Annotated in this window: 13 protein-coding genes; 2 read left to right on the top strand and 11 right to left on the bottom strand. The window is 74.9% G+C overall.

Annotated elements, in window-relative coordinates; genetic code table 11:
* Positions 1-52 precede the first annotated feature (52 nt).
* Positions 53-2,365: a sodium-translocating pyrophosphatase gene (locus tag CFP66_RS09880; RefSeq protein ID WP_094922464.1), complete on the bottom strand. Its 2,313-nt coding sequence runs from the start codon at positions 2,363-2,365 to the stop codon at positions 53-55.
* A 226-nt stretch (positions 2,366-2,591) separates the two neighbouring features.
* Here CFP66_RS09880 and CFP66_RS09875 point away from each other — a divergent pair, with 226 nt between their 5' ends.
* Positions 2,592-5,027, top strand: a complete 2,436-nt coding sequence (locus CFP66_RS09875; RefSeq protein ID WP_369805023.1) for a DEAD/DEAH box helicase — start codon at positions 2,592-2,594, stop codon at positions 5,025-5,027.
* 521 nt (positions 5,028-5,548) lie between these two features.
* Here CFP66_RS09875 and CFP66_RS09870 read toward each other — a convergent pair.
* Entirely contained in the window at positions 5,549-5,743 is a 195-nt protein-coding gene (locus tag CFP66_RS09870; protein ID WP_233159286.1) for a helix-turn-helix domain-containing protein, read from the bottom strand.
* A 105-nt stretch (positions 5,744-5,848) separates the two neighbouring features.
* Here CFP66_RS09870 and CFP66_RS09865 point away from each other — a divergent pair, with 105 nt between their 5' ends.
* Entirely contained in the window at positions 5,849-6,136 is a 288-nt protein-coding gene (locus tag CFP66_RS09865; RefSeq protein WP_094922462.1) for a hypothetical protein, read from the top strand.
* 122 nt (positions 6,137-6,258) lie between these two features.
* Here CFP66_RS09865 and CFP66_RS49890 read toward each other — a convergent pair whose 3' ends face one another.
* From CFP66_RS49890 to CFP66_RS09825, 9 genes are all read right to left on the bottom strand, one after another.
* Positions 6,259-6,390: a hypothetical protein gene (locus tag CFP66_RS49890; RefSeq protein ID WP_255413839.1), complete on the bottom strand. Its 132-nt coding sequence runs from the start codon at positions 6,388-6,390 to the stop codon at positions 6,259-6,261.
* A gap of 882 nt (positions 6,391-7,272) precedes the next feature.
* Entirely contained in the window at positions 7,273-7,716 is a 444-nt protein-coding gene (locus CFP66_RS09860; RefSeq protein ID WP_094922461.1) for an Rv3654c family TadE-like protein, read from the bottom strand.
* The gene (locus CFP66_RS09855) at positions 7,713-8,024 is read right to left on the bottom strand and encodes a TadE family type IV pilus minor pilin (RefSeq protein ID WP_233159285.1); all 312 of its coding nucleotides are present in this window, start codon (positions 8,022-8,024) and stop codon (positions 7,713-7,715) included. Before CFP66_RS09855 ends, CFP66_RS09860 begins: the two co-directional genes overlap by 4 nt.
* Before the next feature lie 26 nt (positions 8,025-8,050).
* Positions 8,051-8,275 (bottom strand): DUF4244 domain-containing protein, encoded by a 225-nt coding sequence (locus tag CFP66_RS09850; RefSeq protein ID WP_094922459.1) that lies wholly within the window; start codon positions 8,273-8,275, stop codon positions 8,051-8,053.
* A 36-nt stretch (positions 8,276-8,311) separates the two neighbouring features.
* The gene (locus CFP66_RS09845) at positions 8,312-9,043 is read right to left on the bottom strand and encodes a type II secretion system F family protein (protein WP_233159284.1); all 732 of its coding nucleotides are present in this window, start codon (positions 9,041-9,043) and stop codon (positions 8,312-8,314) included.
* On the bottom strand, positions 9,040-9,846 hold the full coding sequence (locus tag CFP66_RS09840; protein WP_094922457.1) for a type II secretion system F family protein: 807 nt from the start codon (positions 9,844-9,846) through the stop codon (positions 9,040-9,042). Before CFP66_RS09840 ends, CFP66_RS09845 begins: the two co-directional genes overlap by 4 nt.
* Positions 9,840-11,012 carry a TadA family conjugal transfer-associated ATPase gene (locus tag CFP66_RS09835; protein WP_094922456.1) on the bottom strand — a complete coding sequence of 391 codons (1,173 nt, stop codon included), beginning with the start codon at positions 11,010-11,012 and terminating at the stop codon, positions 9,840-9,842. The genes CFP66_RS09840 and CFP66_RS09835 overlap by 7 nt, the downstream gene beginning before the upstream one ends.
* Positions 11,009-12,133 carry a septum site-determining protein Ssd gene (gene ssd / locus CFP66_RS09830; RefSeq protein WP_233159283.1) on the bottom strand — a complete coding sequence of 375 codons (1,125 nt, stop codon included), beginning with the start codon at positions 12,131-12,133 and terminating at the stop codon, positions 11,009-11,011. The genes CFP66_RS09835 and ssd overlap by 4 nt, the downstream gene beginning before the upstream one ends.
* A 213-nt stretch (positions 12,134-12,346) precedes the next feature.
* Positions 12,347-13,048, bottom strand: coding sequence for a GntR family transcriptional regulator (locus CFP66_RS09825; RefSeq protein WP_094922452.1), 702 nt, complete (start codon positions 13,046-13,048; stop codon positions 12,347-12,349).
* Between the last annotated feature and the right edge of the window lie 19 nt (positions 13,049-13,067).

Raw genomic sequence — 13,067 nt, 5'->3', positions numbered from 1 at the left:
GCCGCCCACCCGTACGGGTGGACGGCTTCCGAGACGGAAAAACGGGACGGCGTCAGCCGACCGTGCTCTGCGCAGGGGTGTCGGCGATGGTGGTGCTGCGTCGCTTCGACACCACGACGGCCGCGACGATCACCGCAACGGCGATCAGCGCGATCACGATGCGGATCGGCGTGGAGGCCGAGTCGCCCACCGAGAACGTGACGATGGCCGGGGCGATCAGCACCGAGACCAGGTTCATCACCTTGATCAGCGGGTTGATCGACGGACCGGCGGTGTCCTTGAACGGGTCACCGACCGTGTCGCCGATCACCGTGGCCTCGTGGGCGGGTGAGCCCTTGCCGCCGTGGTTGCCGTCCTCCACCAGCTTCTTCGCGTTGTCCCACGCCCCGCCCGAGTTGGCCAGGAAGATGGCCATCAGGGTGCCGGTGGCGATGGCGCCCGCCAGGTAGCCGGCCAGCGGACCGACGCCGAGGCCGAAGCCGACGGCGATCGGGGCGAAGATCGCCAGCAGGCCGGGGGTGGCCAGCTCGCGCAGCGAGTCGCGGGTGCAGATGTCCACGACGTTGGCGTAGTTCGGCCGGACGGTGCCCTTCATGATCCCGGGCTCGTCCCGGAACTGCCGGCGGACCTCGAAGACGATCGCGCCCGCCGCCCGGGTGACCGCGTTGATCGCGAGCCCGGAGAACATGAACACGACGGAGGCACCGATGATCACGCCGACGAGCGTGTTCGGCGCGAACACCTCGAACGCGAAGGCGGTGCCGGCGTCGGTGAGCGTGCCGCCCGCCTCGGCCAGCGCCTGGTTGATCGCGTCGCGGTAGGAGCCGAACAGCGCCGTGGCGGCGAGCACCGCCGTGGCGATGGCGATGCCCTTGGTGATCGCCTTGGTGGTGTTGCCCACCGCGTCGAGCTCGGTGAGGATGTCGACCCCGGCGCCCTCGACGTCGCCGGACATCTCCGCGATGCCCTGGGCGTTGTCCGAGACCGGCCCGAAGGTGTCCATCGCGACGATGACGCCGACCGTGGTGAGCAGGCCGGTACCGGCCAGCGCCACCGCGAACAGTGCCACCGTGATCGAGCCGGTGGCCAGCGCGAACGCACCGAAGACGGCAGCGCTGATCACGAGCGCGGTGTACACGGCAGACTCGAAGCCGATCGAGATGCCGGCCAGGATCACCGTGGCCGCACCGGTGAGCGAGGACTCGCCGACCGTCTTGACGGGCTTGTCCTCGGTGCCGGTGAAGTAGCCGGTGAGCCACAGGATCACCCCGGCGAGCACGATGCCGATGATCACAGCGGTCGAGGCGAGCAGCCGCGGGTCGGCGCCGCCCATGGCGTCGACGACGGTGGTGTCGGTGGGCCCGTTCAGCGCGCCGAAGCTCGACGGCAGGTACACGAACGCCGCGATCACGCACAGCACGGCCGAGATGAGGGCCGAGATGTAGAAGCTCCGGTTGATGGCCTTCAGGCTGCCCTCGCCCTCGCGGGTCCGCGTGATGTACACGCCGACCACGGCGGTGAGCACGCCGATGGCCGGCACGATCAGCGGGAAGAGCAGGCCCTGCTGGCCGAACGCCGCGGTGCCCAGGATCAGGGCCGCGACGAGCGTGACCGCGTAGGACTCGAACAGGTCGGCAGCCATGCCGGCGCAGTCGCCCACGTTGTCGCCCACGTTGTCGGCGATCGTGGCGGCGTTGCGCGGGTCGTCCTCGGGGATGCCCTGCTCGACCTTGCCGACGAGGTCGGCACCCACGTCGGCGGCCTTCGTGAAGATGCCGCCGCCGACACGCATGAACATCGCGAGCAGCGCGGCGCCGAAGCCGAAGCCCTCGAGCACCTTCGGGGCCTGCCCGGTGTAGACGAGCACCACGATCGCGGCACCGAACAGGCCGAGGCCGACGGTGAACATGCCGACGACACCACCCGTGCGGAACGCGATGCGGGTGGCCTTCTCGCGGCCGCCGGGCTCCCGTGACGCGGCGGCGACCCGGATGTTGGCGCGCGTGGCCAGCCACATCCCGAGGTAGCCGATGCTCGCGGAGAACACGGCGCCGATGATGAAGAAGACGGATCGCCCGACGCGCTCGCCGATGTCACCGGGCAACGCGAAGAGCAGTACGAACACGACGACGACGAAGATGCCGAGCGTGCGGAACTGGCGGTTGAGGTACGCCGCGGCGCCTTCCTGGACCGCTCGACCGATCTCCTGCATCTTGGGAGTGCCCTCGCCGGCGGCGAGAACCTCCCGGAGCAGGACATAGCCGATGGCCAGTGCAGCGAGCGCGACCACCGCGACCACGCCGACGATGACGTAGTCGCTCCCCGCGAGCGTCACTTCGCTCGCGGCGAGGGTGGACACGAACATCCGTCCTCCTGGTCGGTGATTTGAATAACGGGCCAGGGAACGTGGACGGCATCCCTGGCGTCTGAGGAAACCCGTCACCGCAGGTCGACGCGGTACAGGCGCGAGCAGTGTAAGTGTGTGGCGTCGGACACGGTGCGTGAGCCCCCTCACGCTCGGGCAACCGACGTCCACGACGAGGTGGCGCCGAGGTTGTCGTTCCCGTGTGCCAACCTCGGTGACCGTGGCTGTGGAGTGCGAGCGGGGCGAGGGCGGACCGGTGCCGTCCGTCGGCGCCACCGGGCGGGGTGAGCTCCTGCTCCGCCGCGTGCTCGCAGGCTCGGAGCCGGGTGCGTCCGGCGTGGCGGTGGGCGGTCGGGCGGGGGAGGAGCGCGAGGGGCCGCTGCGGCACGCGGTGCGCCTCTCCGCGCGGAGCGGCCGCACCGCGGCCTGGCCGGAGTGGGTGGCTCCGCAGGTGCGGGCGGCGTGGGAGCGCCAGGGGGTGCCGGCGCCGTGGAGCCACCAGGCCGAGGCGGCGGAGCTGGCCTGGGCCGGGCAGGACGTGGTGGTGGCCACCGGCACGGCGTCGGGCAAGTCGATGGCCTACCAGCTCCCCGTGCTCGCGCGGTTCGCCGCCGACCCCAAGGCCACGGCCCTGTACCTCTCGCCGACGAAGGCGCTCGCCGCGGACCAACTGCGCGCGCTCGAGGCGCTCGAGCTCCCCGACGTGCGCGCGGCGGCCTTCGACGGCGACACGTCCACCGACGCGCGCGACTGGGTGCGCCGCCACGGCCGCTGGGTCTTCAGCAACCCGGACATGCTGCACCGCTCCCTGCTGCCCCGGCACGCCCAGTGGGCCGTGTTCCTGCGGCGGCTGCAGTTCGTGGTGGTGGACGAGTGCCACACCTACCGCGGGGTGTTCGGCTCGCACGTGGCGCTGCTGCTGCGCCGGCTGCTGCGGATCTGCGCGCGCTACGGGTCGCGACCCACCCTGGTGCTCGCGTCGGCCACCGTGGCGGAGCCGGCGGCGTTCGCCGGCAGGCTCACCGGGCGTGACGTGGTGGCCGTGACCGAGGACGGCTCACCTGCCGCGGGGCGCACCGTCGCGCTGTGGGAACCACCGCTGCTGCCCGAGCTCAGCGGGGAGAACGGTGCCCCGGTGCGCCGCCCCGCGGGCACCGAGGCGGCCCGGATGCTGGCCGACCTCGTGCTCGAGGGGGCGCGCACGCTCGCGTTCGTGCGGTCCCGGCGCGGCGCCGAGACCACCGCGCTCACCGCGCAGCGGTTGCTCGCCGAGGTGGACCCCGCGCTGGCCGACCGGGTGGCGGCGTACCGCGGGGGCTACCTGGCGGAGGAACGGCGGGCCCTCGAAGCCGGCCTCGTCGACGGTGCGCTGCTCGGCGTGGCCACGACCAACGCGCTGGAGCTCGGCGTCGACATCGCGGGCCTGGACGCGGTGGTGGTGGCGGGGTTCCCGGGCACCAGGGCGTCGTTCTGGCAGCAGTCGGGCCGGGCGGGGCGGGCCCGCGACGAGGCGCTCGTGGTGCTCGTGGCCCGGGACGACCCCATGGACACCTATCTCGTGCACCACCCCGAGGCGCTGCTCGGGGCGCCGGTCGAGGGGTGCGTGCTCGACCCGACCAACCCGTACGTGCTGGGCCCCCAGCTCGCCTGCGCCGCCGCGGAGCTGCCGCTGCGGGAGGAGGACGTCGCCGAGGTGTTCGGTGGCGCGGCCGCGGCCGCCGTGCTCGACGAGCTGGTGGCCGACCGCGTGCTGCGGCGCCGGCCCACGGGCTGGTACTGGCCCTCCACCCACGAACGACCGGCGGGCTCGGTGGACATCCGGGGCTCGGGCCTCGGGCAGGTGGCCGTGGTGGAGGCCGCCACCGGGCGCATGCTCGGCACCGTGGACGGCGCGTCGGCGCCCGCCACCGTGCACGACGGGGCGGTGTACCTGCACCGCGGCGAGACCTACCTGGTGGAGCGGCTCGACCTCGAGGCGGGTGTGGCCGCGGTGACCACCGCCGATCCCGGGTTCCGCACCGACGCCCGCTCCACGGCCGAGGTGGAGGTGGCCCGCGTGCTCGCGCGGCGCGACCACGGCCGGGTGCGCGTGTCCTACGGCGAGGTCACGGTGACCTCGCAGGTGGTGGAGTACCTGCGCCGGGCACCGGACGGCACGGTGCTGGCCACGGTGCCGCTCGACCTTCCCGAGCAGGTGCTGCGCACCCGCGGTGTCTGGTACGACGTCGACGAGGAGGCGCTCGTGGCGGCGGGCGTGACCCCGGCCCGGATCCCCGGGGCGCTGCACGCCGCCGAGCACGCCGCGATCGGCCTCCTGCCGCTGTTCGCGATCTGCGACCGTTGGGACGTCGGCGGCATGTCCACCGCGCTGCACCCCCACACGGGGCACCCCACGGTGTTCGTGCACGACGGCCATCCCGGTGGCGCCGGGTTCGCCGAGCGCGGGCACGCGGTGCTGGGTCGCTGGCTCGCCGCCACGCGTGCCGCCATCGGCGACTGCGAGTGCCGCACCGGCTGCCCCTCGTGCGTGCAGTCGCCCAAGTGCGGCAACGGCAACGCCCCGCTGGACAAGGCCGGCGCGGTGCGCGTGCTCGGGGTCGTGCTCGACGCGCTCGGCGGGCACGGCGCCGACGCCGGGCAGAACGGGCGGGCGGCGGAATAGACCGCCGCCGGCCGGCCGCGTCGGGGGCCGGGCCGGCCGGCGACGGTCGGCGCGCGGTGGGCCGGGCACGGGGATGGGCGTCGAGAGCGACGCGCCGGCCCCACCGCAGTCTGGGGAGCGAACTTCACGGTCCCGCCGATCGCTTCCGGTCGGGAACCTCATCCAGTAAGCGCTGCTGTGCCCGCCGTCGCCAGCGGTTGTCGCTCATCGGTACCGGGGCCACGACGAGCGTTGCCGTGGTGCGCCGAGTCGTCGGACGGCCCGTGATCGCGTCCGGTCCCCTGTCGGTCCGCCACACCGCCCCATCCGTCCGAGGCGGTCGACCGCTCGTCGTGGCACTGCTCCGGCCGCGACGAGGGCGTCGACCGCCTGGTCGTGGCGGCAGGGGCCCGTTCGGTGGCAGCTTCTCGACGACGGGCGGCAACACCCTGGGGTCCCCGACGGGCACGCCGCTCGGCCGGTCGACCCCGCTGACGCTCGCGAGCGGCTCGAGAACCTCGGCGGGCGGTGGGAGCGAGCTGCTACTCCGGGCGGGTCCGGAGCTTCAGCAGCTGCTCGCGGAGGTCCTCCAGGTTCCAGAGGTACCGGCCTGACCTCCGGTCGCCGCCGGGCGTGATGAGTGCGGGCCTCAGCCTGCCTTCACGGGCCCACCTCGCCAGCGAGCGCGCCGACACCCCGAGCTCCGCCGCGGCTTGGGTGGTCGTCAGCAGATCCACGACCGGAACGTACGTCCCATCACGCGGCTTGAGCAGCACTAACGGCTGTAACGTCGACAACGGCCCCGCTGTCTTTTTTGGCGTTAAAGGCGTTAGAGTGAGGCTGTGGTGTTCTGGATGGCCGAGGTCGGCGGAGGGTTCGCGATGGGCGAGGCGGCAGACGAGGCGGAAGCACGACTGATGATCGAGAGCCAGCAGCGGGGGTCGGTGACGTTCAACGAGGCGACCGGCCGGTACCGCTGGACCGTCGTCCTGGACGGCGGCAAGTCGTCCCACGGCTACGCGGAGACCCGGGACGACGCGTGGTGGCACGTCAAGGAGGTGCTGAACCGGCCGCAGCGGGGCACCAGGTACGTGGGGCCACGGGGCCGGTTCGGGGTGCCGCCGAGCTGACCGCTTCCCGGGTTGCGCGGGAGTCGTTCGGGCCCCGGTTCTGCGGGTGAACGGAACACCAGCGCTGTTCGATCATGGCTGGAGGACTCTGGTGTTCCGTTCACCCGGGATTCGCTCCTCGATCACCGGGCTGTCGTGGCGGCGGGCGTGGTCCTGGTGGTGGGGAGCGTTTCCACGGTCAGGGAGACGCCACGGTCCTCCAGGAGGCCCTGGAGCAGCGGCACGGCCGGCCTGATCACGGACGGGTCGCTCATGATCAGCGGGAGTGGTGTCAGAGCGACAGATCTGTCGCTCTGACACCATTCCTGGCGATCATCGGGGCGGGCCGGCCCACGAGACGCACAGGAGCGCGGTCGCGAGGACGCTGCCGTGCGACTCGCACCGATCGCGCAGCGAGACACCCCCGACCCCGATCAGGACGTGGTGATCCGTCCGAGAAGCACGCCGAAGCGGCGCCGGCCACCACCTGGTACGACTCGCACCGATCACGCAGCGAGACACCCCCGACCCCGATCAGGACGTGATGATCCGTCCGAGAAGCACGCCGAAGCGGCGCCCGCCGCCACCTGGTGCGACTCGCGTAGATCAGGGAGCGGTGATCGGTCCGGGCGGTACGCCACCGCGGCCGTCGTGACGGTGGCGTGCTTCTGGGACGGATCACGGAGCGGGCCGGGCCCGCCCCGCGCCCGGTGCGGCTCGGCGGTGCGACGACCAGCCCGCACGAGCTCGTCGCACCCGCCCCACACGCCTGCTGCTGCTCTCGGCCCGCCGGGCACGGCTGGTCCGGCAGGTGTCGGTCTGACGGGTGCAGCGTGTCTGGCGCGTGCCGGCCCGACGGTTGCCGACCTGACGGTTGCCGACCTGACGGTTGCCGACCTGACGGTTGCCGACCTGACGGTTGCCGACCTGACGGGTGCAGCGTGTCTGGCGCGTGCCGACCTGACGGGTGTCGGTCCGACGGGTGCCGACCTGACGGGTGCAGCGTGTCTGGCGCGTGCCGACCTGACAGCTGCCGGCTTGATGGGGGCCGGCCTGACGGATGCCCGGCCTGACGGGGCCGACCTGACGGGTATCGGTCCTGACAGGCTGCCGGCCTGAGGGCCGCTGCCGGTCTGGCGGGTGCCGTCCGGTGCTGCCTACGGCTCGTCGTCCTGGTGCTCCGGGCCGCCAGGGGGATCGACCGCCGGCGCATCAACGACGGAGGGTGGGACGGGGCCGGCGCGAGCCCGGCCGGTGGCCGTGCCGAGCCCCGGCAGCGCCAGCGGCACCGGCACGCCGACCTCGACGAGCGCGTCCCAACCGGCGAGGCCGCACGTGGTGACCGTGCCGCCCATCGCGGTGGCGATCTCCGCCGCCCGGGCGCAGGCCGGCTCGGTGCCCTGGACGGCCATCCCCGCTGCCGCCAGCGCCGCGAGGTCGGCCGCGGCCTCGGCGCGGTGTCGGGCGTGGACGGCAGCTCCGAGGTGCAGGGCGACCACGAGGACGGTCATCAGCACCGCGATCCCCGCCGCCGCCAAGACGGTGGCGATGCCCTGGTCGCGTGGCGGGTGGTGGTCGGCGGACCGGCTCCACCCGTTCACGGCGGTGCCGCTCCCGGCTCGAGCGCGGCGACGGCCCGGCCCCCGATCCGCAGCGGCAACGGGCGGACCAGCTCGGCGGAGACCTCCGCGGTGACGAGGCCGTCCTCCACGTCCAGTGTCAGCCGGGCGCCGGATGGCGCGAGCTCGGCGGCGACGGCGCGGCCGCGCTCCGGCTCGCCGCGGGCCGCGAGGCGGGCGAGCTCGCGGGCCGCGTCGACGCACCGGACGGAGCCTGCCACCGCGGAGAGGGCCCCGACCGCGACCACCAGGAACACCGCGAGGCTGCACAGGGCGAGGGCGGCCTCCACCGTGACGGCCCCGCGGTCACACGGCGTCAGAAGTTCGTGGACAGGGCGCGTTCGACGAGGCCGGTGAGCGCGGTGAGGACGGACTCCCCGGTGAGGACGGTGTAGAGCAGGGCGCCGAAGGCCGCGGCAGCGACCGTGCCGATCGCATATTCGACCGTGCTCATCCCGTCGTCCTCGTCGCGGAGGCGACGCAACGGCGGCAGGAGGCCGGGACCGGGCAGGCGAGTGGTGCGGGACGCCGAGCGGATCATGGGATTTCTCCTTCTCCTCGTGGGTTCTCTGTCGGCTCACCACTGGGCGAGCACCTCTCCGGCCAGGCCGACCACGACCGGGGCGATCCCCAGGACGAGGAACGCCGGAAGGAAGCACAGGCCGAGCGGGGCCGTGATCAGGACTGCGGCCCGTTGTGCCCGGGCCTGGGCGGTGTCGAGCAGGCCGGCCCGGAGGCGGGTGGCCTCGGCCCGGGCCACCTGGGCCAGCGCGGACCCGGTGCCCGCGGAGCGTCCGGCCGCGCGCGCGAAGCTGGACAGGACGGGCACCTGCTCGGCCGAGCGCCACGCGGACACCGGATCCGCACCGAGTTCGAGCAGACCGGCCACCCCGCGCAGCTGGGCGCCGGCCGCGCCACGGAGCGGTTCGGCGGCGGCCGCGGAGGCCACTGCCACGGGCAGACCGGCTTCGAGGCACACCGCGAGCAACTCCCACCCGGCTGCCAGCTCCGTGTCCTGCTCGAGGGCGAGCCCGCCACCGGCCCGGCTGCGTCGCACGGCGACGGCACCGGCGGCAGCCGTGGCCGCGGCGATCAGCAGCGCGCTCGCCGGCCCCGCGACGGTGCCGGCCAGCGCGGCTGCGGCTGCGGCCGCGACGGCCACCCAGACCGGGCGCAGCGGGGCGACGGGTGTCGGCGCGGGTGCCGGCCGGGCCTGCAACGCGCGGAGCCGGTGGCGCCCGGGTGGTGCACCCGTCACCAGCAGCGCGGCGGCGAGGAGCGCGACGGCCGCGATCGAGCCGCCCGTCACCGGGGCACCGCCGCGCCGAGGATCCGCTCCGACCAGGCGTGCCCGGCCGCCACGAACGCGAGGCCCAGCACCAGGAGCACCTGCCCGGCCAGGCCGTTCCGCAGCACACCGATCGGATCGGCGCCGATCAGCTGGCCGAGCGCGATGCCGAACAGCGGGAGCGTTGTGAGCACGGTGGCGGTGGCGCGCGGGCCGGCGAGTTGCGCGCGGACGGTGGCGCCGAACCGGACGCGCCACCGGATGTCGTCCTGGGCACGGGCGAGGAGGTCGGCGAGCGGGATGCCGTGCCGCTCCGCCAGCGCCCACACGGTGGCGATCCGCTCGACGTCGACGGTGGCGCCCGGTTGCGCCGCGCCCCCGCGCCGCAACGCGGGCACGATCCCGTCGCCGAGGCGGGCCGCCACGGCGGCCGGTGCGAGGACGGCACGGGCGAGTGGGCCGTCGGCGTCGATACCGGCCAACGCACCCGCCGGATGGCTACCGGCCCGCAGCTCGTCGGAGATCCGGGCGACGGCGGCTGCCAGCTGCTCGGCCGCCGCGGCGGCATGGCGTTCCGCACGGTGCCGGGAGCGGCGCTTGCGCAGCACCATCGCGGCCAGCGCACCGGCCAACGCACCACCGAGGCCGGCGGCCGCGAAACCCAGCAGCCCGCCGAGGACCGCGGGCCCGGCGACGACCGACCGGCGGGTGCGCCTCTCGGGGTGTGCGGGCGGCCAGAGCGTGGCGAGGCGCGACGCACCCGCCGGGCCGGGGAGGCAGACCAGCGCGGCGGCGAGGGCCGCGCAGGCGGCTGCGGTCACCATGGCGGCGAGACCTCCCGCTCCCGCAGCAGCGCTTCCAGCGCCGTTCGCTGCGCGGTCCACCCCTCGCGCCGCGTCCACACCGGCCGGACCGCGACCGCGTCGCCCTCGCGCTCCAGCACCCCGACCGTGTCGAGCACGCGCGCCCCCGATGGCAGCTTGCGCATCTGCAGCACGACCTGGACGGCCGCGGCGAGTTGGCTGTGCAGGGCCGCGCGGGGCAGCCCACCGGCCGCGGCCAGCGCCTCCATCCGTGCGGGCACCTCACGCGCCGAGTTGGCGTGGACGGTGCCGGCGCCGCCGTCGTGGCCGGTGTTCAGCGCCGCCAGCAGGTCGCACACCTCCCCGCCGCGGACCTCGCCGACGACGAGCCGGTCGGGTCGCATCCGCAGCGCCTGGCGTACGAGGTCGCGCAGCGTGACCCCACCGGCGCCCTCGATGTTGGCCGGCCGGGCCACCAGCCGGACGACGTGCGGATGCCGCGGGCGAAGCTCCTCGGCATCTTCCACGCAGACGATGCGCTCCCGCGGATCGACGGCGGCGAGCAGCGCGGCCAGGATCGTGGTCTTCCCGGTGCCGGTGCCTCCGGCCACGAGGAACGCGAGCCGCGCGGCGAGGACCGCCCGCAGCAGGGCCTCGCCGTGCGCGTCGACGGTGCCGAGCGCGCGCAGCGCCGGGAGGTCGTGGGCCGCCGGGCGCAGGACGCGCAACGACAGGCATGTGCCGTCGGCGGCGACCGGGGGCAGCACGGCGTGCAGCCGGACGCCTGCGTCGGCGAGCCAGCCGTCGACGTAGGGGCTGGCGTCGTCCAACCGCCTGCCGGCCGCGATGGCGAGGCGTTGCGCGAGGCGGCGCACGGCGGCGTCGTCGGGAAAACGCACCGGCGTGCGCTCGAGCCCGGCACCGCGATCGGCCCACACCGCGCCGGGGCCGCACACGAGGACGTCGGTGGTGCGCGGGTCGTGCAGCAGCTGGTCCAGGGGGCCCGCGCCGACGAACTCCTGCCGCAGGACGTGCAGGGCGGACAGCACGTCGAGGTCGGAGGCCACCCCTCCGGATTCGGCGCGCACCGCTGCGGCCACCGCGGCCTGGGTGACCTCGCCGCCCGCCGCCGCGAGCCGCGACCGCACGCGCTCGACCAGGGGTGCCGCGGTGCCGGCGGTCGTCACGGCCGGGCCCCCGGGGCCGCGGACGTCATGGCCGTGAGCTCGGTGAGGACGGCCCGCGCTGCGGTGGCGAGCGGGCCGCGCGGGCGGGCGGGTGCCTCCCCGCGTTCCAGGGCACGCGCGAGCCCCGGCTCGGGTCGCATGGCGGCGAGCATCGGGAGCGCGAGCGCCCGCGCGACCTCCTCGGCGTCGATTCCCCCGGGAGCGGGGCCGCGCACCACCAGGCGCAGCGGTCGGCCGTGCTCGGTGAGCAGGGCGGCCACGCGCGCGCCCGCGGCGCAGGACCGCACGTCGGCCGGGACGACGAGCACCGCGAGGTCGGCGGCCGACAGTGCGGCGACGGCGGCGTCGGTGGGGTAGCGCGGCAGGTCGCAGACCACGGTCTCGCCGGCCCGGCGTCCCGCCTCGACCACGGCCCGCACCGCGTTGGGGGTGGGCCCGTGGGCCGTGCGGTCGCACGAGAGCACCCCGAGCTCACCACGGCCGGAACCGACGGCCGGCGCGGGCAGCGCGGCGTGCAGCGCGGTGGCGGGCACGCGCCCGCCCTCGACGCCGACTCCCGGCCACCGCAGCCCGCCGAGGTCCTCCGCCCCGAGCACGAGGTCGAGCCCACCGCCGAGGGGGTCGCAGTCGACCAGCAGCGTGCGGCACCCCTCGCGGACGGCGGCGACGGCCACGGCCGCGGCGAGCACCGAAGCGCCGGCACCGCCGCGCCCGCCCACGACCGCGAGCACGCGCCCACCGGGCCGCCGACCCTCCGCCGCCTCGGTGAGGGCGGCGACCAGCCACGCCTCGGCCTCCGGCAGGGCGATGACGTGCTCCGCCCCGACGGCGACCGCGTGTCGCCAGACCGGATCCTCCGGTTCCCCGCGCACGGCGAGGACGACGTGGCTCCGGCGCGGCAGCCCGGCCCGGGCGCACCGCGCGGCCCCCGCGGCGTCGAGCAGCACCACCGGGGCCTCGGCCCAGAACCCTCGTGCCTGTGCCGGGTCGAGCGCGCGCTGGAGCTCGCAGCCCGCCGCGGCGGCGAGCCGCAGGAGGACGTCGAGCAGTTCGGGGTCGGACACCATGACGAGCCCCCGCCGCGCCGGACCTGCGTGCTCGGTCGTACCTCTCGTACCCACCGCGGCCTCCTCGTGACGCCCCGCTCGGACGAGCCGGGTGCTCTCAGCCTGGGGTGCAGCGGCGGTGGGTGGGGACAGATCCCCCAACCTGTGGACAACCTGTGGTTGATGTGGATAACTGCGCGCCGCAGCCCTCTGACCTCAGGCTTTCGTCGCCGGGTGGGGGCAGGCTGGCGGGGATAGCTGACTGCAGGCAGGTCGTGCGGTCACGCCTCAGGCTTCCACGGGCGGTGGCCCGGCCGCGGCGTCGTCGTGGCCGAGGTGCGTCACGAGCCGGTCCCGCGCGGCCTGCAGATGGGTGGAGATGCGGTCGGCGGCCACCGCCGCGTCGCCCGCGGCGATCGCGGCGAGGATGGCGTCGTGCTCGGTGGCCACCGTGCGCGGGTCGGTGGTGCGGTGGGCCTGGAACTGACCCATCGTGAGGTGCACCTCGCCCATGATCAGTTCGTGCATGCGGGAGAGCCGCTTGCTGCCCACGGCGTCGACGAGCGAGGTGTGGAACGCGATGTCGGCCTCCACCTGGTCGGGGAACACCCCGGCGGCGACGGCGCGCTCGATCCGTTCCTGCGCACTGCGGGCCTCGGCGGGGACCGCACCCGTCTCGGCGAGGCGTTGCACGGCCCGGCGCTCGATCGAGTCGCGGGCGAAGTAGAGGTCGAGGATCTCGGCCCGGTCGAGCTCCGGCACCACGGCGGTGCGGTGGGCCGAGCGGCGCAGCAGCCCGGCCGCGGTGAGCCGCTCCAGGCATGCCTTCGCGGTGGGGCGCGCGACGCCGTACTCGCCGACCACCTTGGCCTCGGTGACCTTCTCCCCGGGTGGCAGTTCGCCGTTGATGATCCGCTGCCGCAACGACCCGTAGAGGGCGTCGATCATCGACGAGGGCGCGAGCGTGAAGCGCGACGGGCCTGCTGGCATGTGGCTACGCTACTGACAT

The organism is Pseudonocardia sp. MH-G8, assembly GCF_002262885.1.
Classification (GTDB): Bacteria; Actinomycetota; Actinomycetes; order Mycobacteriales; family Pseudonocardiaceae; genus Pseudonocardia.
This window is presented reverse-complemented; position numbering and strand designations above follow the sequence as displayed.

Bases quoted from the DNA above. Each gene is read 5' to 3' on its own strand.
- CFP66_RS09850 (WP_094922459.1), bottom strand. From the start codon at position 8,275: ATGATCCGCTCGGCGTCCCGCACCACTCGCCTGCCCGGTCCCGGCCTC.
- CFP66_RS49890 (WP_255413839.1), bottom strand. From the start codon at position 6,390: ATGAGCGACCCGTCCGTGATCAGGCCGGCCGTGCCGCTGCTCCAGGGC.
- CFP66_RS09880 (WP_094922464.1), bottom strand. From the start codon at position 2,365: ATGTTCGTGTCCACCCTCGCCGCGAGCGAAGTGACGCTCGCGGGGAGC.
- CFP66_RS09840 (WP_094922457.1), bottom strand. From the start codon at position 9,846: ATGGTGACCGCAGCCGCCTGCGCGGCCCTCGCCGCCGCGCTGGTCTGC.
- CFP66_RS09825 (WP_094922452.1), bottom strand. From the start codon at position 13,048: ATGCCAGCAGGCCCGTCGCGCTTCACGCTCGCGCCCTCGTCGATGATC.